At 45.0% G+C, this 23,489-nt stretch carries 20 protein-coding genes; 7 read left to right on the top strand and 13 right to left on the bottom strand.

Annotation, left to right across the window (positions count from 1 at the left end):
- The first annotated feature begins 34 nt into the window (after positions 1–34).
- Together ACFGVR_RS05640 and ACFGVR_RS05635 are read left to right on the top strand one after the other, a co-directional pair.
- The gene (locus ACFGVR_RS05640; protein WP_448701695.1) at positions 35–790 is read left to right on the top strand and encodes a class I SAM-dependent methyltransferase; all 756 of its coding nucleotides are present in this window, start codon (positions 35–37) and stop codon (positions 788–790) included.
- A gap of 143 nt (positions 791–933) precedes the next feature.
- A complete protein-coding gene (locus ACFGVR_RS05635) occupies positions 934–1,836 on the top strand; it encodes a glycosyltransferase (RefSeq protein ID WP_448701694.1) in 903 nt (300 codons plus the stop codon).
- A 118-nt stretch (positions 1,837–1,954) separates the two neighbouring features.
- On the opposite strand, the gene ACFGVR_RS05630 is transcribed toward ACFGVR_RS05635, so the two are convergent.
- The 5 genes from ACFGVR_RS05630 to ACFGVR_RS05610 all read right to left on the bottom strand — a co-directional run bounded on the left by ACFGVR_RS05630 (position 1,955) and on the right by ACFGVR_RS05610 (position 7,266).
- Positions 1,955–2,413, bottom strand: coding sequence for a nucleotidyltransferase (locus ACFGVR_RS05630; protein ID WP_448701693.1), 459 nt, complete (start codon positions 2,411–2,413; stop codon positions 1,955–1,957).
- Entirely contained in the window at positions 2,413–2,613 is a 201-nt protein-coding gene (locus ACFGVR_RS05625; RefSeq protein ID WP_448701692.1) for a hypothetical protein, read from the bottom strand. Before ACFGVR_RS05625 ends, ACFGVR_RS05630 begins: the two co-directional genes overlap by 1 nt.
- An 18-nt stretch (positions 2,614–2,631) precedes the next feature.
- Entirely contained in the window at positions 2,632–5,811 is a 3,180-nt protein-coding gene (locus ACFGVR_RS05620) for a S41 family peptidase (RefSeq protein WP_448701691.1), read from the bottom strand.
- A 70-nt stretch (positions 5,812–5,881) separates the two neighbouring features.
- A complete protein-coding gene (locus ACFGVR_RS05615; protein WP_448701690.1) occupies positions 5,882–6,634 on the bottom strand; it encodes a class I SAM-dependent methyltransferase in 753 nt (250 codons plus the stop codon).
- A 125-nt stretch (positions 6,635–6,759) separates the two neighbouring features.
- Positions 6,760–7,266: a serine acetyltransferase gene (locus tag ACFGVR_RS05610; RefSeq protein ID WP_448701689.1), complete on the bottom strand. Its 507-nt coding sequence runs from the start codon at positions 7,264–7,266 to the stop codon at positions 6,760–6,762.
- 341 nt (positions 7,267–7,607) lie between these two features.
- Between ACFGVR_RS05610 and ACFGVR_RS05605 the strand changes: the two genes are divergently transcribed.
- Together ACFGVR_RS05605 and ACFGVR_RS05600 are read left to right on the top strand one after the other, a co-directional pair.
- Complete coding sequence (locus ACFGVR_RS05605; protein ID WP_448701688.1) at positions 7,608–8,873, top strand: glycosyltransferase family 4 protein; 1,266 nt, start codon at positions 7,608–7,610, stop codon at positions 8,871–8,873.
- Positions 8,870–9,628, top strand: coding sequence for a glycosyltransferase family 2 protein (locus tag ACFGVR_RS05600; RefSeq protein WP_448701687.1), 759 nt, complete (start codon positions 8,870–8,872; stop codon positions 9,626–9,628). The genes ACFGVR_RS05605 and ACFGVR_RS05600 overlap by 4 nt, the downstream gene beginning before the upstream one ends.
- Positions 9,629–9,672: 44 nt before the next feature.
- On the opposite strand, the gene ACFGVR_RS05595 is transcribed toward ACFGVR_RS05600, so the two are convergent.
- The 3 genes from ACFGVR_RS05595 to ACFGVR_RS05585 all read right to left on the bottom strand — a co-directional run bounded on the left by ACFGVR_RS05595 (position 9,673) and on the right by ACFGVR_RS05585 (position 12,094).
- The gene (locus tag ACFGVR_RS05595; RefSeq protein WP_448701686.1) at positions 9,673–10,029 is read right to left on the bottom strand and encodes a hypothetical protein; all 357 of its coding nucleotides are present in this window, start codon (positions 10,027–10,029) and stop codon (positions 9,673–9,675) included.
- A gap of 267 nt (positions 10,030–10,296) precedes the next feature.
- Positions 10,297–11,400 carry an AAA family ATPase gene (locus tag ACFGVR_RS05590; protein ID WP_448701684.1) on the bottom strand — a complete coding sequence of 368 codons (1,104 nt, stop codon included), beginning with the start codon at positions 11,398–11,400 and terminating at the stop codon, positions 10,297–10,299.
- Positions 11,384–12,094 carry an RNA ligase family protein gene (locus ACFGVR_RS05585; RefSeq protein ID WP_448701683.1) on the bottom strand — a complete coding sequence of 237 codons (711 nt, stop codon included), beginning with the start codon at positions 12,092–12,094 and terminating at the stop codon, positions 11,384–11,386. The genes ACFGVR_RS05590 and ACFGVR_RS05585 overlap by 17 nt, the downstream gene beginning before the upstream one ends.
- A 274-nt stretch (positions 12,095–12,368) precedes the next feature.
- On the opposite strand from ACFGVR_RS05585, the gene ACFGVR_RS05580 reads away from it, so the two are divergent.
- Both ACFGVR_RS05580 and ACFGVR_RS05575 read left to right on the top strand, forming a co-directional pair.
- Positions 12,369–12,911, top strand: coding sequence for a M15 family metallopeptidase (locus ACFGVR_RS05580; protein ID WP_448701682.1), 543 nt, complete (start codon positions 12,369–12,371; stop codon positions 12,909–12,911).
- A gap of 510 nt (positions 12,912–13,421) precedes the next feature.
- Entirely contained in the window at positions 13,422–15,896 is a 2,475-nt protein-coding gene (locus ACFGVR_RS05575) for an alpha/beta fold hydrolase (RefSeq protein ID WP_448701680.1), read from the top strand.
- Between the two features lie 51 nt (positions 15,897–15,947).
- Here ACFGVR_RS05575 and ACFGVR_RS05570 read toward each other — a convergent pair whose 3' ends face one another.
- The 5 genes from ACFGVR_RS05570 to ACFGVR_RS05550 all read right to left on the bottom strand — a co-directional run bounded on the left by ACFGVR_RS05570 (position 15,948) and on the right by ACFGVR_RS05550 (position 21,529).
- Positions 15,948–16,778, bottom strand: coding sequence for a hypothetical protein (locus ACFGVR_RS05570; protein ID WP_448701678.1), 831 nt, complete (start codon positions 16,776–16,778; stop codon positions 15,948–15,950).
- Entirely contained in the window at positions 16,750–17,370 is a 621-nt protein-coding gene (locus ACFGVR_RS05565) for a DUF2306 domain-containing protein (RefSeq protein WP_448701676.1), read from the bottom strand. The genes ACFGVR_RS05570 and ACFGVR_RS05565 overlap by 29 nt, the downstream gene beginning before the upstream one ends.
- Before the next feature lie 5 nt (positions 17,371–17,375).
- A complete protein-coding gene (locus ACFGVR_RS05560; RefSeq protein ID WP_448701674.1) occupies positions 17,376–19,244 on the bottom strand; it encodes a WG repeat-containing protein in 1,869 nt (622 codons plus the stop codon).
- Between the two features lie 64 nt (positions 19,245–19,308).
- Positions 19,309–19,836 carry a YfiT family bacillithiol transferase gene (locus tag ACFGVR_RS05555; RefSeq protein ID WP_448701672.1) on the bottom strand — a complete coding sequence of 176 codons (528 nt, stop codon included), beginning with the start codon at positions 19,834–19,836 and terminating at the stop codon, positions 19,309–19,311.
- Positions 19,837–19,849: 13 nt separating this feature from the next.
- Positions 19,850–21,529, bottom strand: coding sequence for an amidase (locus ACFGVR_RS05550; RefSeq protein ID WP_448701671.1), 1,680 nt, complete (start codon positions 21,527–21,529; stop codon positions 19,850–19,852).
- A gap of 111 nt (positions 21,530–21,640) precedes the next feature.
- Here ACFGVR_RS05550 and ACFGVR_RS05545 point away from each other — a divergent pair, with 111 nt between their 5' ends.
- Positions 21,641–23,476 carry an FAD-dependent oxidoreductase gene (locus tag ACFGVR_RS05545; RefSeq protein ID WP_448701669.1) on the top strand — a complete coding sequence of 612 codons (1,836 nt, stop codon included), beginning with the start codon at positions 21,641–21,643 and terminating at the stop codon, positions 23,474–23,476.
- Positions 23,477–23,489: the final 13 nt, after the last annotated feature.

Genomic DNA, 23,489 nt, shown 5'->3' with positions numbered 1-23,489 from the left:
AGCTTTATTGATACAGAAGACACATTACTAATTCATGCAACAGGATATCATCAGCGAAAACGTAAAAACAGCATACAATTCCTTTTACGAAGAACACGACAAAGGCTGGCGATTGCTGGGTGCCAAATATAAAGCACAGCGCATTATAGGGATAAGTAAAGGGCGCGTTTTTAACAATATTTTAGAAGTAGGCGCCGGCGATGGCAGCATACTAAAACTATTATCCGATAGTGGTTTTGCCCAACAATACTCGGCCGTTGAAATATCCGAAAGTGGCGTTGAACGCATTAGGTCATTAAATATTCCTCAACTTAAAACGGTTCAGGTTTTTGATGGCTATCATTTACCTTTCGGCGACGAGGAGTTCGACCTGGTTATCCTGTCGCACGTGCTGGAACATGTGGAGCACGAACGCATGCTGCTGCGCGAGCTAAGACGTGTAGCTAAAATGTGTTTAATAGAAGTACCAAAGGATTATCGTTATGGCGTGGATAACCGTCTGCAGCATTTTTTAGGTTACGGCCATATCAACATGTATACCCCAACCCTATTGCGTTATTTGCTGTTAACCGAAGGTTTTACCATCGTTAATGACCTCTCATCCATGATCACGCCCGACGTTACACGTTTCTACAAACCCAAGGGCATGCTCTCCGGCCTGAAAATATCTGCCGAGTTCGCCATCAAAAAATTACTATGCAGCATAGGGGGTAAAAAAACTACCGAACGTTTCGCAAATTCGTACACAGTATTATGCGGCAAACAGGTCAGTGCGCCAAAGCTTTTTTAGCTTTATTTAATACGCTTGTGTTTTTATAAAAATAGTGAAGTTAGTGTGCCCATTAATTTGGGCGTTTAGTATCCGGATTATTTTAAATTTGCCAAACTGTTTCGCCAAAACACCTGTACGGCCTAATTGTTAATATCACATCAATGCAAAACCCGGCACCCATTGCTTTATTTGTTTACAACAGGCCCGAGCATACCCGTCGCACGCTAAACTATCTCAAAAATAATTTACTGGCCGATGAGTCGCGCTTGTACATATTTTCGGATGCGGCTAAAACAGATGCCGATGCCGGGAAGGTGGAAGAGGTAAGGACACTGATCAAAGAAGCAGAAGGCTTTAAGGCTGTAAAAATAATTGAGCGCAAAACAAACCTCGGACTGGCAAACTCCATTATTGCCGGGGTAACGCAATTGGTTAATGAGTATGGTAAAGTGATAGTTTTTGAAGATGACCTGCTATCGTCGCCGTACACCTTAACTTATTTTAACCAGGCGCTTAACCGTTATGCCAATACGGATAAAGTAATGCATATTGGCGCGTATATGTATCCGCTAACCGGTAATTTTTTACCGCAGACGTTTTTTTACCGCGCGGCCACCAGCTGGGGCTGGGCAACCTGGGCACGCGCCTGGAAACATTTTGAACCCGATGTGGATAAGCTGATCGCTCAATTTGACCAGAAAAAGATATCACAGTTCTCGATCGATGGCAGCATGAATTTCTGGAAACAGGTACAGGAATTTAAATCGGGCAAAAACAACTCGTGGGCCATACGCTGGTATGCCTCTATATTTTTGCAGGGCGGCTTAACGCTTAACCCGGCGCATTCGCTGATCCAAAATATCGGTAACGATGGCAGCGGCATCCACTCCAATAAAGAGGATATTTACCAGGTACCCATCCATAAAGAAGCGATAACCTATTTCCCTGATGTAATAGCAGAAAGCACTGAGGCACACCTGGTGATCAGGCACTTTTTGCACAATCGAAAGGGTACGCTGCTGCAACGGTTGGTGCGTTTTGTGCGTCAGCGGATAGGTAAGTAGAAAAATCAAAACAAAAATTGTCATCTTATTTGGTTGAGATGTCTAAAAAAATGTCATCTCGAACGATAATGAGAGATTTTCCGGTTCAGGTAAGTAGGTGGGTGGATTGAAAAGTAAATTATTTTTTAGAAAGATTATCCAGATCATCAAGATCTTTTGGCCTTGCAGATGTTCTTTTAGCTGTTATAAGATCATTTAAATGAATGGTTCTTATCATTAACCCATCCTCTTCAAAATAGGTGGATTGTTCGTAAGAGGTATTAAAATCCAATCCTTTTACACTAATCATCATATCAATAGCTGTTGGTGGGATGCCGAACGTAAATACCTCCCAGTTGGGATGATGAAGGAAGTTTTCTTCATTCATATCAAAAACAGGCATTCCAAATACTTGAAACGCCTGTTTAATTTTTGTATAGTTTTCGGTACTTCGCTCAACCCAGATATCTATATCACCGGTTGTTCTTGAATAACCGTGGAGTATTACGGAAAAACCTCCAACTAAAATATATCTAACACCAGTCTGGTTTAATGCGGCAATAAAATCTCTAAAGTCTTCATTAAAGATATTTCCCATTACCTTGCTCTTGCACTAAACTTTGTTTTATCCATCCTGGGCGGGTTATCTATCGGGAAATTAAACGCCATGCTATTCAAATAATGAGCTACCCGCAAACGTTCCTTTACCGTCAGGTTTTGATAATATTCTCTGTGGTCGGCTGCCTCCGCTGCTGTTTGTGCCTTAAAGGCTGTTCTATCTAACCTGAATTCACTCATATTCAAAATTACAAAACATTACTTCAACTCCTTCAAAATTTCTTTTATCGCGGTATCGATCTGCGGGTCTTTATTAGCTAACCGGTCTGTAAAAGTTGTTTTTACGTAAATATCGGGTTTAACGCCGGTATGTTCCAGGTCATCCCCGCTAAGAGTAAAACATCCCCATGAAGGCAGGCGGTAAAACGACCCATCCACCAAACCCTTGCCACTGGTGAAAATGATCCAGCGGTAAGTTTCGGTACCGATGATCTTGCCAAGGCCCAATTGCTTAAACCCGGCCGATGTTACTTCTCCATCGCTCAGGGTTTGCTCGTTTATCAATAAAACTATAGGCTTAGCTGCGGGGCTAAAATTGGGCTGCGGAGTTTTTTCGCCACCGCGGTATTGCCATTGCATGTAAGGTTTTTGCGATAAAAATCTCAGCACCTCATCGTGCACGTTACCGCCGGTGTTATACCGCAGGTCCAGGATCAGCGCATCCTTTTTATAGGCCTCATCAACCATGTTCTCTAAAAAGCTTTCCAGCGATTCGCCACCCATATCTTTCATGTACACATAGGCAATGCGCTTATTGCTTTCCTGCTCAACCATTTGTTTGTTACGCCTTATCCATTCGTCGTAAAGTTGGGTGCGCAGGTCGTTAGCGGCCTCAGTATGTAGTTTAACATCGATGTTTTTACCGCTGCGTTCAAAAGTGAGCAGTATTTCTTTATCGATGGATGGCTTGGTAAAATAGTAATCGCGGTCAACGTTTTCGGTCACGTCAACACCATTTACCTTTTTCAATTTATCGCCGGGCTGCACATCAATACCTTTACGGTCGGCAGTGCTGTTTTTCATGATCGCTTCAACCGTGTACGGCGAGGTATTGCTGAAAACGATACCCGTTTCCATGGTGCGGTAACGCAGGTTGGTACGCTCTTCCAAACCATTGGAGGTAAAGCCCATATGGGATGAGTTGAGTTCGCCCAGCATATCGTTCAGCATCAGGCGCAGGTCGGCGCGGGTGTTTACATAAGGTATATAAGCTTTATAACGGTCGTGAATTTTTTGCCAGTCGATATGATGAAAACTACCATCGTAATAATTTTCTTCCATATTGGCCCAGGTTTCTTCAAAGATCTGTGCAAACTCAGCCGACAGGTTGCGATCGAATTTATAGCTGATATCTATTTTATCCAGTTTGTTGTTATCAATATTGAGCCTGTAAATATTGCCGCCAAAGCTGATGTAGTATTTTTCGCCAGCCGAAATAATGTTAAAGCCACCGGTTTCGGCGCCATCTACTTTATCGGTTTTAGGGTTTTCAAAAGTTTCGAGCGTGGTGCGGTAGAGTGAGTAACTGCCGCCTGCCTGGTTTGACGCATAATAAACCAACGTTTTTTCACCTTTTTGGATCACGTAAGGCGATCCCTGCTGGCCAAAGCCACTGCTGATGCGCTCCAGCCGGTGCATAATATCATCGGTGTTGATATTAATATCAGCTGCTGGTTTTGGCGCAGGCTGTGTAGCCAGCGGAGCGGGTTTGGTATCTTTTAATGGCGACTTTTTGCTGGTATCGGGTTTGGGGTCTTCTTTAAACAGGTCGTTAAACTTATTCAGGCGAAAAGCCTCGTCAAATTTTTCGAGCGGCATGCGGTAAATATGCGCATCGGTGGTGCCAAACGGGTACGATGGCTTGGTGCGCGATGTACTGAAATAGATATATTTACCATCCGGCGACCAGTACGGATTGTTTTCGGTAACGCCACTGTTGGTAAGGTTAATGGTTTGCCCGCTTTTTAGGTTATGTACAAAAATGTCCTCCTCAAAATTGCGCTTTGCCGAATACAAAATATATTCGCCGTTTGGCGAAAAATACGGCTGATCGTTCTGGAACCCCCAAAACTCATCCTTAACCACGGTTTTGCTGGTAAAGGTAGCCAGGTCCATAGTGCGCAGCTCATCGCGGCCGCTCAGGTAGGCAGCCATAGTGCGCTTTTTATTGAGGATGATATCGCGGTTATTCCGTTTATCGTTAGTGAGCTGTTTAGGCGTACCGGTGCCGTTTGCCGCGATGGTATATAGGTTTTGATAACCATTTAAAGTTTGATTGTACAGCAATGTTTTGCTATCGGACAGCCACTCAACCTCAAGTACGCGTTCGGCGGTATTGCGTTCGATCTTTTGAATAAATTTACCTTCCGGGTCGGATACAAACAGCTCGCCGCGCGATACGTAGGCCAGTTTTTTACCATCGGGCGATACATCAAAGCCTTCTATTTTGCCCTGTACATCAAACTCCTGTTGTTTGGGCAATACATTATTGCGGTAGATATTGATGTTGAGCTTTTCGGTTTTTTTACTGGCCACATCGTAAACAAAAAGCAGGTAATCTTTTTCAAAGATGATCTTCTGCCCGTTGGCGCTTACCGACGGACGTTTAACTGATGTTGGAAAGCTTGTTAGCGCTGTTTTTTTACTTCCCACGAAAGTGTACAGATTATACTCCTCGTTGCCCTCGTCGGATACGAAATAGATATTGCCTTGTGCATCTAAGGTGGTCCAGAAATCTTTACCGGCCCAGTCGGTGTATCGTTTGTAAGCTTTTGTTTTTGGATTGTACGATTGGATGTCGGGGTTATATTCGCCTTTGTAGTGCTTGCGCTGGGCAAAGCGGTAGCTTTCCCAGGTATCGCCAAAAAACAGCTCGCCGGTTTTAGGGTGCTCGGCAATGCCATGGATGGTGTTGAAATAATTATCGAACACGCGGGTGGGCGTACCGCCATCAATATTTATTTTGTAAGCGCTAAAACTGTTGTAACGGCTTGAGGTAAAGTAAATACTTTTTGAATCCCAACCCCACGAGTCAACTTCGTCGCTGCTTTCGTTATAGGTTAATTGCTTAATCTCGCCGCCGGCAAGCGGCATTACATAAACATCGTTATTGCCATATTGATTGCCACTAAATGCCAGCCATTTGCCATCGGGCGATACCCGAGGATTGATTTCCTGACCCTGCATGGCAGTTAACCTTACGGCAGGCGATTGCCCGTTTACAGCAACTTTCCACAGGTCGCCTTCGTAGCTAAAAATGGCGGTTTGTGCATCGGGGGTTAGGGTAGGATATTCGGCAAAATAGGTTTCATTGCCTTGTGCTTTGGCGCCAAAAATGGTAAATAGCGTACCGATAGCAAGTAAGTAAACTTGTTTCATGAGTTAAATTGTGATGAGGTAGTTAATTAATAGCCAGTTAAGCCAATAGGTAAATATAATAAATATTTAATTAGTTGGCTTTGCGTGCCTTAAGTACAATATAAGGCGAGAGCGTTTTTGTTTCTACCGGGACGATCTTGGTAAACAGCTTACCGGCCAGCCATATACTTTTAACAATGCTTTTTACGAGGCCCGTTTGCTGTGCATTATTCTCCAGCCAAACCGAAAACCGGCCATGATAGTGTGATTCTACTTCAACCAAACCAAGCTCTTTGCAAACATCAACCAGCATTTTGGGGTTCATGGTGCCGATGTTGTGCTTACTGTAATTCTCCTGATCAAACTTGCGCTGTATCCAGCCGTTAACACCGGTAAAGTTAGGCAGGGTAATAAACAAGGTGCCTTTAGGATTTAGCAAAGCCACGTGGCGGCTGATGATATCTTTTACATCGCTGAAATGCTCGATCAAACCGAAAGAGGATACGAGATCGTATTTTTTAACAGGCTGATAGGTAAACAGGTCGGCTTCGATAACCGAGATATCTTCATACTTTAATCCGTTTTTTTCAAGCAGTTGTTTGATCAGCCCTTCGTGGATAAAGTAATCAAACAGGGTAGCATCCAGATTGAGGTATTTTTTATAGTAAACGGTATAATATCCCGGGAAACCGCCCAGTTCGACCGCTGTTTTAATGCCATTGTCACGAACCAGTTTTTTAATGATATCGGCAAAATGATAATCGGGTTTAATGTAAAATATCAGGTCCTTTTTTGATTCCCAAAAGGCTTTCCAAAACGCACGGTCGGTTAAATTTTGTTCCATTAATTCTATCTCATATAATTCCCTCCCTTGGGAGGGTTAGGGAGGGGTTTTCTACAAAGCGGTTATTTATCCCTTCCTCCTCCTTCCCCGAGGAAGGAATCGCACATTTCGGCGCTCTTATTTTTTTATTCTTTCTTCTCCAATACCCTCGCCGGGTTACCTACCACCGTACAGTTATCGGGCACGCTTTTAACCACTACTGAGCCTGCGCCGATGATCACGTTATCGCCAATGGTAATATCGCCAATGATACATACATTGGCACCAATATCTACGTTATTACCGATGCGCGGGCAGGCGGTAAAAGTGCCGTCGGCCAGTTTTTTGTGACCTATGGTTACCGAATTGCGCAATACCACATTGTCCCCCAAAACAACACCCTGGTTTAGAATTAAGGCCTGGCCGTGATAAATAACGAGGCCGTTGCCGGCAGTGAGCTTCCGCGGAAGCTCAATACCCCAAACCCATTCCACAACGTACCGGTACCACAGCAGGTACGGATAAAATATCACTTTGGTGATCATGCTGCGGTTGATGGCCTGCGCCAGGCGGAACAAAAACAAAACAAGCTGCCCCTTAAAATTCTTTCGGTTCGCTTTACGATCCTGGAATAAATGGGCAAACAGATTCATTGATGTTGTTGGGTTGTGATTAAAGCGTTAAAGATACGTTTTCCGAATCATTTTTGGTAAACGTGCCGGGAGATGGGTTAGGGGACTCCTCCGGAGTCAACCTTTTTCGTTTGTAGATCTATAAACAGAGTGCTCCTCCGGAGCAAGAAGAACTTTGATCGACCGTTATAAATAACACAACATTCTAAATGCTGATGCTTTTTTAACTCCGGAGGAGTTGCCTGTTTATAGAAATAACAACAAGGTGTTTTTAGCTCCGGAGGAGCTTCCTATCCGCCACATCGGCTTATTTATAACACGTTCATTCATGGTTTAATTTTACTTATCGCTATACTTGCCTTGTGAAAGTAACATTGATCAATACCTCCGATACCGGCGGCGGCGCACCCGTGGCCTGTATGCGCCTGCTTAAGGCGCTGGAGAGTGAACAGATCGATGCAGGGATGTTGGTTCAGCACAAAAAAACAAGCGAACCGCGTGCAACCAGCGTCATCAAAAACTGGTTCGACCAGCAAAAAGCTAAAGTAAACCTGCTGCGCGAACGCCTGCCCTTTATCTTTTTTTATGCGAAAGATAAATCGGTGCGTTTTGCTTTTTCAACGGCTAATACGGGTAGTTCGGTTGTTGATGAGCCGCTTGTGGCTGATGCCGATATTATCCACCTGCACTGGACAAACTTCGGGTTCCTTTCCATCGATAACCTGAAACAGCTGGCCGACTTGGGTAAACCCATTGTTTGGACACTGCACGATATGTGGGCCTTTACCGGCGGCTGCCATTACGCCGGCACCTGCGATCATTTTAAAAACCAATGCGGCGAGTGCTATTTTTTACGCACCCCGCACCCCAATGATCTGTCGCACCGGGTTTGGGAAGAAAAGCTGGCTTTGTTTGCCGATAAGCCCAACATCACCTTTGTTACCTGTAGTAACTGGCTGGCCGGCGAGGCTAAAAAAAGTTCACTGCTCAAGGGTTTTAGGATCGAGGCGATACCCAACCCCATTGATACAGCGATCTATACTCCGCAGGATAAATTAACCGCCCGTAAAAAGCGGGGTATTAATACCGGGGCCAAATTGATCTTATTTGGCGCTGCTAATATTATGGACAGGCGCAAAGGGCTCAGCTACCTCATCGAAGCGTTAAATATCCTGAAAAGTGAGTACCGGTCAGACAATGTCGAGATCGTCATCTTTGGTAAAAACAAGCACTTTGATGTGAGCCGGTTGCCATTCCGGGTGCATCAGCTGGGCTTGATAACTTCGCAGGCCGAACTGGTGGAAATTTACAGTATGGCCGATATTACCGTATCGCCTTCGGTTGAAGATAACCTGCCTAATATCATCATGGAATCGCTGGCTTGCGGTACACCGGTCGCTGCTTTTGATACCGGCGGTATCCCGGATATGATCGATCATCAGCAAAACGGCTATTTGGCGCAGTTTCGCTCCGCTGCTGATCTGGCCCGGGGTATTCACCATATTTTGTTTTTGGCTAATGCCGATGACATGGCCGCCGCGGCACGTAAAAAAGTATTGGATAATTTTAGTAATGAAAAAGTGGCTGCACGATATATTAATGTTTATCAATCTGTTTTACAGGCATGACGGATTTTAAACCCATATTATCCGTAGTGACCATTGTTTACAACAATGTGAGCGATATTGAGCGAACCATGCTTTCGGTGCTTAACCAAACCTATCCGCATATCGAATATATCGTGATCGACGGCTTGTCGAACGATGGCACATTGGAGATCATCAAAAAATATGAATCGCGGATAGCTAAACTCATCAGCGAAAAGGACGAAGGTATTTACGATGCCATGAACAAGGGCATTGCCGCCGCTACCGGCGACTATATTATTTTTATGAACAGCGGCGATGAGTTTTACGCGCCTGATACCGTTGCGCAGGTTTTTGCCTCGGCACCTGATGCCGATATTTATTATGGCGAAACAGAAATGATCAACGACCGGCGCGAAAGCCTGGGCCAGCGCCGGCATAAAGCGCCCAAAAAGTTTACCTGGAAAGGTTTTAAATACGGCATGAGCATCAGCCACCAGGCTATTTATATTAAACGCAGTTTGGTTGAACCATACCACAGGCAATACAAGTTAAGCGCCGATATCGACTGGATCATCCGCGCGGCAAAGAAGGCTAAAAAAATTGTGAATGTAAACCGTTATGTAGCCAAATACCTGATGGGCGGCATGTCGAAAAAGAAGCATCGCCAAAGCCTGAAGGAGCGTTTCCACATCATGAAAAGGCATTATGGCTTGCTGCCTACCGTTTTTAATCATGGCGTTATCGCTTTTAATTTGGGGTGGTATTGGTTGAGGTATAGGCGGACGAATGATTAAATAATGGCCATTGCCCTATTCATAGTAACAATGGCCGGTTATAATTAGTTTATTGGGTAAAAGTCGCCCGTAACAAATAATTGCTTTAAAGTATCTCCATCATAATAGTCTATCTCAAAATCACTTAAAGTAAGGTCGCCATAGGGATAAGTAAGTGTCCCTGTGTAATAGCCGGCAATCGTGATACCGGTTGAACCTACTGACATTTCAACTCCAACGCATTTATGCGTTACGTCATTTACATCGAAAACAATATCAAAACCATTATATGTTCCTGCATATTGTACAACAACACGTTTAGCTTTTTTAACTGCGTGGGTTTTAGCTCCAGCCTTTACATTGTTGAATACTGGGCAAAAAAACAAGGCCACTACCAACATTAACGAGAATAATTTTTTCATGGTTTAATTTTTAAGTGAGTAATTAATTGACTGTATCAAATATAATATTAAAAAATATTAGTAAAAAAATAAATATATAATACCGTAAAGGTTATTTGATAAGTCTGTAGGCTGGACTTATGACATCAGACTGAAATGCCCTGATTATAATTTGAATAAAATAATAAACGGCTTCAAACTTGCTAATCCCACCAAAATTTAGTATATTTAAAGTAATACGACAAGATTTGACAACTTTTTAAAAGTTGTCAAATCTGATATTAATGATCAATAAAAATAAGTTACCTGGTGTGCTTCCCACAACACAGGTACTTCCAGTTTATGAACCAGCCGGTCTAAAACAGCGATCGGAACAACAGCATCCCTATCCTTATTTTGATTGTGCAGATGGCGATAGGGCACCTCGATATAAACAACATGTACTTTGGCTTTATACGTGGTAAATAATTCGATCAGTTGCATCCTCATCTGGCCGGTAACGTTTGTGGCGTTCCAGATAAATGGTTGTTGTTTACGCAGATAAACCCGTGCCTGCTCCTTGGCTTCCTGTATTACCTGCCCGTTACCTGTTTTATCCGTTGGCGCAATGCCTTTTTTGATCCGGATATCATCCAGCGACACCACCGGCATACCGGGATAGTTCTTTTTTATAAAGGTATCCTTGCCGGCGCCCGGTAAGCCACTCATCAAAACCACCTCAAATTCAGGCTCCTCAAACGGAACGTAATCCGGATAAGCGTCTTCGTGTTGCAGGTAATACATTTTTGCCTGGCCGGATGCAAAATTACGCGGCGCGCCCCAGCAGTTGTTCTCCTGGCAAAATGCTTCAAAGCAATCAATGCGATATAACATTTCCTCCTGGTCGGTACAAATACGGCCGCGCATATCTGCACGGGCAAGCAAGGCCAGCCATTGGGTATTAACCTCCATACTGGCTTTGATCAAAGCCTTTAGCGGGTCGGGTTTTTCAAATACCCAGATCGGCAAGCCATGATGCCGCACCAAACCTACTACCTGTTCGCGTAAAGCAAAGGGGGCCGGTACATCGCGATACAATACCTGCCGGGTAGTCATCGCGCCTTTGCGGGCGTGCCCGTTTGAGGTTATCCGGCCATCGGGTTCGGTTACCGTGGTGCTGAATTTCTCAACATCATGCAATAATGCAGCCGCCCATAATATCTCCTGCTCCTGCGGTTCGAGTTGTTGATAGTCGGCATCAGCCTCGAGCTGGGCCAGTACCATTTGCGTGTGGATAGCCACATTGCCTTCGGCATGGTGCAGCGGGTCTTGCGGAACATCGGGCATGCGTTTTACCCATTCAAAGCGCGTTTCAAGTTCAGCCCAGTTTTTGTTTTCACTGATGGTCCACATACGTCCTCCCTTCGTTATTTAAGGCCGCACGCTGCCAGTTCCGTATCCAGTGCTCGTCTGTTTTTACATGACCTTTGCGCACATATTTAAACACATTCTTTGCAAAGTCATCCACTGCATATGCGCCGGCGTTACGCGTAACAATACCCTCTATTGTAACAGGCTTATGCGTGTGTACATCAAAAGGTTCAAACTTGCCGCGTGTTGCAGCTGTTTCCAGTATCTGCTGTTCAAAAAGCGCCTGATCGGTTGGTGTTTGTGATACGCTGATAACAGGCACTGTTGGCAAACCGATCATTGCGGCATAAAACTGAGTTTCTTCCCAGCTTAACCATTGGTCGTGCTCGCGTATGCCAAACACATAAAAATGCTGATCGAGGTTGCGGTATTCGATGGAGTGTGTTGCATAAAGATTTTCGAGGAAGATCTCCAAACCACCCAGGTCGTGCCTGATCAATTGCCAAAAACGGCGCAGGCTTTCGGTCCACGGTGAAACCGTAGGCGCAGCATGCGAGCGCGCAAAAACGCCGAGAGCCGACAGGCAATTATTCTCGCCGTCGAGTTTTTCGGTATGTATAATGTTCGGGATACTTTGTAAATGCTCCCAATAGTCGTGCGCAATCCTGTCATCGCTGGTGGTACCCGGCGAAAACGGATAATGATACGTACGACCATATTTTTGTGATATAGCCATGTTATAAAAATTAAATTTATGGAAATAAGTAATCGTTTCCTTCCCGGATGGGAAAGATCATTGACATTGGTTATGTTAATGAAATTACATGGCTCAAAGCGTTAGCAGTTGTTTGATGAAGGCGAAGATATAAAATTTATCGTATTGTTTGCATTTGCCGGGCAGGGGTTGTGATCGCGATCTGAAAGAATATAATATTTAAAATACCGTAAAAACACCCGCTTTATAGTTTTAAACGATGCTTATTTTAGCATTAAATTAAAACTTAAAAGCTATGGGAGTTGATCTTAATTTACTCGTACCCGGGTTTAAACCCAAGGTTGAGGCGTTGTTAGTTAATCTTAAACAACAAGGTTTAATTTTTATACCCAGCGAGGGCTTACGCGACCCTTTTACGCAGGCGAGGTATTGGCGGCAATCAAATAAAGCGGCTGTGGTTAAGGCTAAAATACAGGAGTTAAAAGATGACGGCGCCGATTTTTTGGCCCATTGCCTTGAAAGCGTAGGGCCGCAACCCGATGGCGATTGGCTAACGAGCGCCATACCCGGCTACTCGTGGCACCAATGGGGTGAGGCGGTGGATTGCCTGTGGTATGTAAATAAGCGCGTTATAAGCGGAGAGGGTACAGTAATAGATGGCAAAAAAGGTTATGAATTATACGCCACCGAGGCAAAAAAACTTGGCCTGGAAGCGGGTTATTTTTGGACATCACACCAGGATGCCGACCATGTGCAACTCAGGGCCGCCGCGTCACCGGCTGGTTTATATTCGCTGGCTGATATCAATAGAATAATGAAAGAACGGTTTAGCCAATAAACAACACCGCCGTTGGTGGGGATTGGTAGTCCCGACTAACAAACTTTGCTAATCTCATCAAAATTTGGTATATTTAAAGTTGGGCGCGATGCTTAATGCTTAGGAAGAGATGAAAACTATCGAAATATTTCTTACAATTTCCCCCCCTGTTTTTTACGCGCGTCATTGCGAGGGACGAAGCAATCCCCGACTTACAGAGCCGCTCTGCATAACATAGAGATTGCTTCGTCCCTCGCAATGACGCATGGAGATTTGTTGATTGCAAATTTGATAATCAGGCACTAAAATATTACTAAGAAATACCGAAGAATACCGATGTCTTCAGGTTTTTGGTTGCGGATCTGGTAATATAAGATCTACATTCAAAAGTTTCCCCTCCATAGGGTTAGGGAGTGTTTGCAGCGTTGCCATATTGTAACAAATATGAAAACTGAATTGCCTATCTAACTTATTACCGCATTTAATACTAAATTGCAGCGTTAAAAACTGACCCTAAACAATGATCACTGCATGAAAAGAATTTTTACCTTCTTTTTGTTTGCTGCCTGTACACCGGCATTGGCGCAAACGCTTGGCCCGCTCACTATCGAAAAAATTATGCGCGACCCTAAATGGATAGGGGTATCGCCAACCAATGTGAACTGGAGCGATGATGGTAAAAAGATCTACTTTAACTGGAAGCCCGATACCGCCGGGCGCGATGTCTTATATTCCGTTACGCCAACAAACCTGAAACCCGAAAAGGTAAGTTTGGACGAGCGCAAAAACATGCGCCCAAACAGCGGCAGCTGGAACGCTAAACACACCATAAAGGTTTATGAAAAAAATGGCGACCTGTTTTTACTCGATGCTAAAACAGGGATATCAACGCAACTAACTAAAACTGCAGATCGCGAAAGCAATCCCGTGTTTAGCGACAGCGATAGTAAGATCGTGTTTACTAAAAGCGAAAACCTGTATTCGATAACGCTTAACGGCGGCGAACTGACCCAACTGACCAATTTTACCCATAACGCTGCTGCAGCACCTGCGGCTACTCCCGCATTGGCGGGACGAAGAGGTGGCAATGGTACAGGCGGCGGTGGCCGCGGAACAGGGGGAGGTAACGGCGGCGGCCGCACGAATGTGGTGACCGAACAAACCGCGGGTAATAAACAGGATAACTGGCTCAAGGCTGAACAAACCGAGCTGTTTGAGGTGTTGAGGGAAAAGGATAAAAATGATAAGTTAAGTACTGCCGAACGCAAGGAGATGCAGGTAAAGCCAATGCGCGAGATCGGTGTGGACGATAAACAGATCCGTGGTTTGCAGCGTTCGCCGGATGGCCGGTATGTAACCTATACTTTGGTTAAAGCTGCCGATGGGGCAAAATCAGGCATCGTACCAAACTACGTAACCGCATCGGGCTATACCGAAGATATTGCCAACCGTACCAAGGTTGGCGCGCCGCAACCCACATCCGAAAGTTTTGTGTACGACCTGCAGCGTGATACCGTTTACGCCATCAGCACCAAAGAGATACCTGGCATTAAAGACCTGCCCGATTATGTAAAAGATTACCCCAAACAACTGGAAGAGCGCCGGGTCCGTAACGAAGACCGGAAAGTTAACATAGGTGCCGCCTCATGGAACGCCGACGGTAAATACGCCGTGGTCATAGTTAACGCGCAGGATTATAAAGACCGCTGGATAATGAAATTGGATGCCGAAACAGGCAAACTAAGTCTGCTCGACCGCCAGCGCGACGAAGCCTGGATAGGCGGCCCCGGCATTAACAGTTTTGGCGGCGGCAGCACCGGCTGGCTGGATAACCAGCATTTCTACTTCCAAAGCGAGGCAAGCGGTTACTCACATATTTACGTAGTTGATGTAGCTACAGGCGAAAAGAAACAGCTTACCAACGGCAAATGGGAAGTGCAAACCCTCAAATTATCTGAAGATAAAAAGAGCTTTTATTTTACCGCCAATATGGAGCACCCCGGCGTTACCGATTTTTACCGCATGCCGGTTACCGGCGGTGCACCTGTAAAACTAACCACCATGAAAGGCGGTAACGAGGTTGAGCTTTCGCCCGATGAAAAATGGCTGGCCATCCGTTATTCGTATACCGATAAGCCTTACGAGCTATATGTGCAAGCCAATAAGCCCGGTGCCAAACCGGTACAGGTAACCACCTCAACCACAGTCGAATTTAAATCGTACGCATGGCGAACTCCGGAGATATTTACCCTTAAAAACCGTTACGGAACGGATATCTATGCACGGGTTTATACACCTGCAAATCCGGCCCCATCGCACCCGGCAGTGGTTTTTGTACATGGCGCAGGCTACCTGCAGGATGTGATGTACAAATGGAGCACATCATACACGCACGAGTACCTGTTCAATAACCTGTTGGCCGATAACGGTTATACCGTTTTGGAAATTGATTATACCGGCAGCGCGGGCTATGGTCGCGATATCCGCACTGGCATTTACCGGCATATGGGCGGCAAGGACCTGAGCGACCATGTAGACGCGGTAAAACTATTGGTTGAAAAATATGGCGTTAACCCTAAAAATGTGGGTATTTACGGCGGCAGCTACGGTGGTTTTATGACCTTGATGGCCATGTTTACACAACCCGATGTTTTTGCAGCCGGCGCGGGATTGCGCAGCGTTACCGACTGGGCGCATTACAACCACGGCTATACCGCCAATATTTTGAACGAGCCTTATAATGACGAGAACGCCTATAAACTAAGCTCGCCTATTTATTTTGCCGAGGGCTTAAAGGGCAGGTTACTGATGTGCCATGGTATGGTTGATCAGAACGTGAACTTCCAGGATATTGTGCGTTTGAGCCAGCGTTTGATCGAACTGCATAAGCAAAACTGGGAGCTGGCCGTTTTCCCGGTTGAAGATCATGGCTTTGTGCAAGCCAGCAGCTGGACGGACGAGTACAGCCGGATCTATAAGCTGTTTAACGAAACGTTGAAAAAGTAGATTTTGATGTGTAGATGGTGTAATGGGTTACAGGGCTTATGCTATTTCCTGTTACTCAAATTCGTCTTCAACAACAATGGCATCTTCAACAGGGATAGGTTTTTCGAGTTTGTAGTACCATACACAAAAGCCGGTAACCAGGGCATAGGGTAACCATGTCCAAAACCAGTTTAAACCCAGTGTGCTTTTAAAGGAGAAAACAATAGTTGTAACCAGAATAAGCAATTGGGTGGTGATAAATATTTTCAACTTCTTTCGGTGTTCAGATAGGCCCAGTATACTTAGATGATGTACGTTATAGGCAAAAACCGCAAAGCCGAGCATACCAAAACCGTTGCCGGTTAGAACGCCGAACAGGTAAGTGCCGATTATGGTGGGAATGCCCGACGATACGATATCCTTTGATACTAAAATGATGGTGAGGATGAGGGGCGACACCAGGATGTTGGTTATCCAAACCCTCATAATATAACGCAGGTAGGGGTAGTCGCTAAAACTACTGTCGGTTTTGATCATGAACGAGTTGAGCAGGCCGCCAAATAACAGGAAGATCGAAAGCCCGAACCAGATGTAGCTGAACCCATTATCCACCGAATCGCCATTGATCATTTTTGGTGGGGCGATCATAACTTTAAAAGCCGTTAACTGGGCAGCAACAACGGCAACTTCCAAACAATAAACATAGTAAAACAGGGTTTTTCGCGAGCCCTCGTTCGGCAGGCCCTCCCAGGCATCCGACGGCTTTTTTTCAAAATAGCCGGCATTGATCATCCGGATGATCACGTAGATCAACAAAATGAACCCGCCAAGCACTAAAAAAAAAGCCCTTGGATCAATGGGATCGCGGTTATTATCAACTACTAAATATATCGCCTCTGTCATGATAATTAATGATCTCAACCAATATCAAATTGGGTACCCAGCTTAAAAAAGCAATAATAAGATAGTTGTGTGCAAAGTTTACGCCCGGGCCAAAGATATGGAGCAAATAGATATAAAACCTAAGCGTAACGGCCGCAAAGGCCAGCGAATAGCTACGGCGCATCATTTTTACGTGCTGTGGTATTTGTACATTTTTGGCGTAATACCAGGCTGCTACGGTGAAAATTATCCATAGTGTATTTTGCAGTAAAAACGAAATGAACGGCCCCGTGCCCCGGTTGATGAACATGGTCATTACATAAGCTCCTGGTGCGGAAAAGAAGAGTACACCAATAACATAAACTTTGCCCAATTTGCGGTGTAGTGCACGGTTGCTGTAAACCCGTTTGGAGAATTGTAAAAAGCCAACGATGAGTATCACACTGCTGCCGAATATATGCGCGTAAAATGCAGGCAGGTACCATCCCGTTTTAACGGCAAATTGCTTGAGTTGCAGGAAGCCGGTATCCGTTCTGAAATTGCAATATTGAATTACACTGATGCTTAGTATGAATATGAGAACGAATGCCCAATACCTCAGAAACTTATACATCACGGTTATTCGGCACTCCTTGAAGTGTTGATTTTACTGGTTTTAAGCTTTTTGTTAATCCACGCTATATTGTATGTATCAATTGCGGTAAGTGAGTCGCTAACGTCATCGCGCAAGGTAGCATTATAACGGTTAAACCTGTTTTCGAACATGTCAACCCACTTCTGATTTTTAAATTTGTAATTGTACTCGGCAAATATCTCGTTCTTCATGTATTGCAGTAGTTCATCGCTCACATAACCCATGGGCTTATCGTTATAAACAAAGCATCCGTGTAAATAACTTTCATCCATTTTAACATACCTGGTAAAATTAAACAAACGGCCGGTTGGATATTCGCGTAATTTGTTGCCGTTTACATAGAGGTAATGATAGGCAGGCGCTTCGCTTAAAAACTTTCCGTTTTTCATATCCATCCCAATAAATGCAGTTGTTTTGAGCTCAAACAAACTATCATTTACGGCGCGGAAAGTTAGTTCATTACATGTGCCCGAAAGTGTTCCTCCTTCTACATCGCGCGAGTTATCTGTATTGATATCATACCCAACAATCTGATTGTGCTTTTTATCAACCATCACCACATTCCGGTGTTCATACAAACCCGATCTGGCATCAACATAATTGTCTTTAATCGTGTTGAAAATGGTTTCGTACCAACTGCCTTGTGTTTTATATTGCTCAAAAGTTATTTCGTACGATGAGCTCATGCCCATCATCTCGTCTGTTGCTTTTCTAAGCGGGTTGGGCAGGTTGATAAGGTGCGGTTGCACATTCCAGTCAACCAGGTACGATGGTGGCAGCATAATGCTGGCATATTCATCTTTCGAGTTATACTCCATCACATCATTTTTTGAGATCTTAGCCATATCGTACGAATCTCCATACCATTTCGTTTTTCGCAGCATTGCCGAAATATCCAGATTGGTAATTTTATCGGTAATTGTAGTATCTTTTTTCAGATAAAAATAGTCGTCGCCATTACGCAAAACGGCCAGGTTATCACCCTCTTTTAGCGGCATTATCTGGTCGTAGGTAACGGGCACCATAATTTTCCCGGTAAGATTATAGAGGCCGCGTTTATCACCCTTTTCAACCTCTATCATACCGGCTATGGTACCGCCAACGTTGTGCACAAGGTCGTACTCAACCGGTATGATCTCTTTCAGATCCGGATCAACAAGCCCCATTTTGTAGGTGTCTTTTGCTTTTTCCCCATTTTCATAGGAGTAATAAAAGTGCTTCCAGCCTCCCTTAACTACATAATAATAAGTTTTTTGATTAAGGTGATGGAACCAAACAACAGTGTCGTATTTCGATTTCAGCTGTTCAGCCTTTTTAAAAGCTTCAAGTGTTTCGGGGCTGTAAGTAATAGAATTGTCTATTGGCCTTATGTCGTTTTCATAAGCAATATAATCTTTATAAAATACACGTCCGTCAATCCTGGTAATTTTAAAAACACCTGCCGATACTTTTCTCAACCTAAGCAATAAGATTGTTTGCCTCACATTGCCGCTATTGATCTTTTCGGTGAATTGTACAGGCACTTTTGCTTCTACAATTTCGGCATTAATGAGTTTGATCTCACTTTGATGGGTATCAAGGCTAACATAAAACAAGGGCTTATTTCCGTCAGACCCTGTTTTATTACACATTAAATTAAGTAAATGGTTTAATGTTTTTGCCTTTCGGTGGCTATCAAAATATTTAAACAGGCTATCGGGATCGCCCGCGTTTACATCGGCATTAAACCCATCAAGGAAGGCAATAACTTCTGTATCTTTAGGTTTGACTAAATACTTTCCCCGGACAAATAAAAAGGCACAAATACCGATTACCGCGATAGCGGCTATGATCAGGACAGGTTTGCGTTGCATTGCGAGCAGGTTGGTTTAGGTAATAAAAATAATAAATTTACCTAAACAACGGTATCCCGTATCTTTAAAAATCAGTATTTTCAATATGTGCCAGGTGGTGGTTACCATGCCAGGCATACATGCCTAATGCTTTACGCAAAGGTGTGCTCTCGTTATTGGCCGGGTGGAAATAGGCACGGCTCCACTGGTCCTCGGTCAGTCCCTCCATTAAAGCTGTCCAGCGTTGGTGCATGCCTTCCAGCATGCGCAGTGCAGGCTCAACCGGCAATTTCGAATCGGCAAATAACGCCCAGTCGGCTTCTTCATAAGGTTTAATGGTGGGATTATCTTCGGTTAGTGCAAATTTAAACCGGGCAAAAGCATTCAAATGACTGTCGGCAGTATGGTGAACAACCTGGCGGATGGTCCAGCCCCCGGTACGGTACGGGGTGTCCAGTTGCTTTTCGGTCAGGGTCATTACAGCCTTACGCATTTTGGCCGGTAACGCTTTGATCTCGGCTATCCAGTGCAGCATATCCTGCTGAGTGTATGATGCCGGCGCTTTAAATTTCCCTATCGGGTATTTGGCGCGGTCCAGTGGTTCGTTGCTCATGGTTTATTAAAAGTTAAAAATTTAAAGTAGGATGTTTTTTGTTAAAATCTGTCGCATCCTGGTAAATTTTAGCGGCTTCCAGCATTTTTCCTTCGCCAAACAACTGCCCCATAAAAGTAATACTGGCTGGCAGGCCACGGCGGTTTAAGCCATTAGGCAACACCACACAGGGGTTACCGGTTAAATTGGTGAGCGTTAAATTAGCGCTGAATGATGGCGCTATATACAGATCGAGCCCTTTTAATTGCTCGTACCATTGCTGTATCAAAACAGTGCGGGCACGTTGGGCGTTAATGTACTCAACCGCAGGTATAAACTGCGCCGCGCGAAAATTGTTTGGCCATGCGCCTCTGCGCTGCAGTACAAGCATATCGTCCTTATGGTTTAAAACCAACTCCTGGAAAGCGGCGCCTGCTTCTGTGTTCAATATAAAATTCATCACACCTAATGGCATTTGAGGTTGCTCTACCGGGATCAGTTCAGCGCCAAGCTCTTTTAATTTAACCAGTGTCAGCGAGTCGTTCACATGGTTTTGGGTGCGCAGATTATCAAAGGACGCTTTTAAGTAACCGATCTTCCATCCTTTCAAGTCCTTAACATTGCCATTGTAGTTGAAGGGGGCAGCAATAGTGCTCAGGTCGTTACGGTCGGTGCCTTGTATGGCATTAAAAACAATGGCATCGTCTTCCACATTGCGGGCAATAGGGCCAAGCTTATCCATGCTCCAGCTTAAGGCCATGGCGCCGTATTTGCTTACGCGACCGAATGACGGGCGCAAACCTGTATCGCCGCATTCGGTTGATGGCGATACGATAGAGCCCAGGGTTTCCGATCCGATAGCGAAAGGCATACAACCCGCAGCAACTGCCGAGGCAGGTCCGGCCGATGAGCCGCTCGAACCACGTGTAATGTCCCAGGGGTTGCGCGTTTGTCCGCCGAACCATACGTCGCCGTTGGCCAGTTCGCCCAGGGTTAGTTTGGCTATCAGCACCGCGCCCGCATCTTCAAGGCGTTTCACTACCGTGGCGTCGATGCCCAGTTTTTGTTCTTTGTAGGGCCCTGCGCCAAAAGTTGTTTTAGAATCGGCCGATGATAGCAGGTCCTTCGCCCCGAAGGGTATACCATGTAATACGCCCTTGTACCTGCCGGCCTTAATTTCGGCATCGGCTTTAGCCGCCTGTTTAAGCGCGTGCTCTTCGGTTAGGTTCACCACAAATAAAAGCTTGCCATCGTACTTTTTCAGCCTGTCTAAAAAGAAAGTGGTCAGTTCAACCGAAGTAATTTGTTTGGTGCGGATCAATTCGGCCAATTGCCCGATGGAGTAAAAGGCCAGTTCGTTTTTATCAGCAGGTAACTTAACCGGTGTTGCTTTTGCAAGGGTAAAACCGTTAACCTTATCGGGATTGATAAACCCCACCGGAACCGGGTTAAAGTTTAAAGCAGGCACGGCGCTGTTGGGTAAGTTAAGCTTACGCAGGGCATGGTACGTATCTACCTGGCCCTTCAGGTGGTTCAGCATCGAGTCGGCCTGCGGCTGGCTAAATTCCATACCGATTATCTTTTGTGCTTCTTTAACAACATCAACGGTAATCGGGTTCGTTTCGGCAGCATGCCATACAAATGCACCCAAAACAAAGCTCAGGCTGCACGCCAATGCCAGGCTTAAATACTTTTTAGCAGAATGTTTGATCATGATCAGGCTTTTATGTGTATTTTCAGATTTTTAGTGCTCAAGGGGCAATTTTAATTGCGTTTAATAAGCTTTGCCCTAATTTAGCGTTTTACAGTCGTTATAAAAATCGTAATGGTTAAAAAGTTATTCTTACTCGTTTTAATATCAGCATATTTAGGGGCACACGCCCAGGAAACTATCAAAACAGATGTACTGGTTATAGGCGGTAGTGCCAGCGGTGTATCAGCCGGGATACAGGCCGCGCGAAGCGGTGTACAAACCATCATAGTTGAACAGGGCCCCTGGTTAGGTGGCAGCCTTACTGCCGGCGCCAACTGTATAGTTGATGCCAACCGCAACCTGCCTTCGGGTATCTGGGGCGAGTTTCGCAAACACGTCATCAGGTTTTATAAAAATACGCCGGGTTATGATACCACAGCCAATGCCACACTGCGCTTTGAACCTTATACCGGCGCTGCCATCCTGAAAAAGATAACCGACACCGTAAAACGCTTAACAGTAAAGCTTAATACGCGGTGGACAAGCATCAAAAAGAACGGTGAGCTTTGGGAAGTTGCCATTACCGAAAAGGGAGTAACCAATATCATTTCGGCACGGGTGGTAATAGATGCTACCGAAACCGCCGATGTAGCCGACAAAGCCGGGGCTAAGTTTGACATTGGTTTTGACAGTAAAAAAACAACCGGCGAACCTATAGGTGTTGATGAAGCTTCGCCACTGATTGAGGAGGTAACCTGGATAGCTGTTTTAAAAGACTATGGCCACATTGCCGATCGTACCATTGCTAAGCCCGAAGGTTACGATCCATCGTTATACAGCTGCCTGAAAGGGAAGGACATTAAAAAAATGCTGGCCGATGGCAAGTTGCCTAACGATAAGTATATGATCAAATGGGGCGAATGCACCAATAGCTTCCCTGTAACCATGGATGACCTTGAGCCGGAACAGCGCGACGAATTTTATAAAAAATGCAGGTTGCAAACGTTAGGGTTGATCTACTATCTGGAAACCGAACTGGGCTTTAAAAACCTGGCGCCCGATTTTCAGGAATTCCCGACAAAGGACAGGCTGCCGATGATACCTTACATCCGTGAAGCACGCCGCGCCCAGGGACAGATCAGGATGGTTACGGGCGATATTTTTACGCCTTATGACAGGGCTTCAAAACTTTACCGCACTTCTATCGCCGTAGGCGATGCCACTCCCGGTCAGCATTACTCAGCTGCGAGTAACGCGCCTAAGATAACTTACCCGCCAATGCCTGGCTACAGTATACCACTGGGTGCGGTTATTGTTCGCGACTTGGAAAACCTGCTGGTTACCGAAAAGGCCATGTCTACAACCCACCTGGTTAACGCCAGTACGTTTTACCCATCCGTGCAAATGACGGTAGGACAGGGTGCGGGTACCGTAGCCGCGTTTTGTGCCTTTTATAAAACCACTACCAAAAAGATCAACGTGCGCGAAGTGCAGAAAGAGCTGATCCGTTTTGACGCTTACCTTATGCCTTTTGTGGATGTTAAGCACGATGATCCGTATTTCAGGTCGATACAGCAAATTGGTGCCACCGGTTTACTGAAAGGCGTACAGGTAACCAAAGGCAGGTCGGCTGCTACTTACTTTTTGCCTGATTCGATCGTGAAAACAGAAGAGATCAAACCGGTGTTGCTGGAGATCTACGCCCGCTCGTTTTTATGGTTCAACAAAACCAAACCTGCCGAAAATTTTACGGTAGGTAACCTGTTATCCCTGATCAGCGAAATGTCTCTGAGCGACCCGGAAACCTTGCAGCGTAATGTTAAAAAATACTGGCAAAGCAGGTTTAAGTTTACCTCGGTTTATGATCTGAATAAACCCGTAACCCGGCGGGAATTTGCTGTGTTGGCTAACTTGTATATTAATCCGTTTGCGAGGAATGTAGATATAACGGGCAGGTTGATCAATTGAGTATCTTAACTCC

The sequence above is a fragment of the Mucilaginibacter aureus genome (assembly GCF_053514885.1).
This window is presented reverse-complemented; position numbering and strand designations above follow the sequence as displayed.

Bases quoted from the DNA above. Each gene is read 5' to 3' on its own strand.
- ACFGVR_RS05640 (WP_448701695.1), top strand. From the start codon at position 35: ATGCAACAGGATATCATCAGCGAAAACGTAAAAACAGCATACAATTCC.
- ACFGVR_RS05635 (WP_448701694.1), top strand. From the start codon at position 934: ATGCAAAACCCGGCACCCATTGCTTTATTTGTTTACAACAGGCCCGAG.
- ACFGVR_RS05630 (WP_448701693.1), bottom strand. From the start codon at position 2,413: ATGGGAAATATCTTTAATGAAGACTTTAGAGATTTTATTGCCGCATTA.
- ACFGVR_RS05625 (WP_448701692.1), bottom strand. From the start codon at position 2,613: ATGAGTGAATTCAGGTTAGATAGAACAGCCTTTAAGGCACAAACAGCA.
- ACFGVR_RS05620 (WP_448701691.1), bottom strand. From the start codon at position 5,811: ATGAAACAAGTTTACTTACTTGCTATCGGTACGCTATTTACCATTTTT.
- ACFGVR_RS05615 (WP_448701690.1), bottom strand. From the start codon at position 6,634: ATGGAACAAAATTTAACCGACCGTGCGTTTTGGAAAGCCTTTTGGGAA.
- ACFGVR_RS05610 (WP_448701689.1), bottom strand. From the start codon at position 7,266: ATGAATCTGTTTGCCCATTTATTCCAGGATCGTAAAGCGAACCGAAAG.
- ACFGVR_RS05600 (WP_448701687.1), top strand. From the start codon at position 8,870: ATGACGGATTTTAAACCCATATTATCCGTAGTGACCATTGTTTACAAC.
- ACFGVR_RS05595 (WP_448701686.1), bottom strand. From the start codon at position 10,029: ATGAAAAAATTATTCTCGTTAATGTTGGTAGTGGCCTTGTTTTTTTGC.
- ACFGVR_RS05590 (WP_448701684.1), bottom strand. From the start codon at position 11,400: ATGTGGACCATCAGTGAAAACAAAAACTGGGCTGAACTTGAAACGCGC.
- ACFGVR_RS05585 (WP_448701683.1), bottom strand. From the start codon at position 12,094: ATGGCTATATCACAAAAATATGGTCGTACGTATCATTATCCGTTTTCG.
- ACFGVR_RS05580 (WP_448701682.1), top strand. From the start codon at position 12,369: ATGGGAGTTGATCTTAATTTACTCGTACCCGGGTTTAAACCCAAGGTT.
- ACFGVR_RS05575 (WP_448701680.1), top strand. From the start codon at position 13,422: ATGAAAAGAATTTTTACCTTCTTTTTGTTTGCTGCCTGTACACCGGCA.
- ACFGVR_RS05570 (WP_448701678.1), bottom strand. From the start codon at position 16,778: ATGACAGAGGCGATATATTTAGTAGTTGATAATAACCGCGATCCCATT.
- ACFGVR_RS05565 (WP_448701676.1), bottom strand. From the start codon at position 17,370: ATGTATAAGTTTCTGAGGTATTGGGCATTCGTTCTCATATTCATACTA.
- ACFGVR_RS05560 (WP_448701674.1), bottom strand. From the start codon at position 19,244: ATGCAACGCAAACCTGTCCTGATCATAGCCGCTATCGCGGTAATCGGT.
- ACFGVR_RS05555 (WP_448701672.1), bottom strand. From the start codon at position 19,836: ATGAGCAACGAACCACTGGACCGCGCCAAATACCCGATAGGGAAATTT.
- ACFGVR_RS05550 (WP_448701671.1), bottom strand. From the start codon at position 21,529: ATGATCAAACATTCTGCTAAAAAGTATTTAAGCCTGGCATTGGCGTGC.
- ACFGVR_RS05545 (WP_448701669.1), top strand. From the start codon at position 21,641: ATGGTTAAAAAGTTATTCTTACTCGTTTTAATATCAGCATATTTAGGG.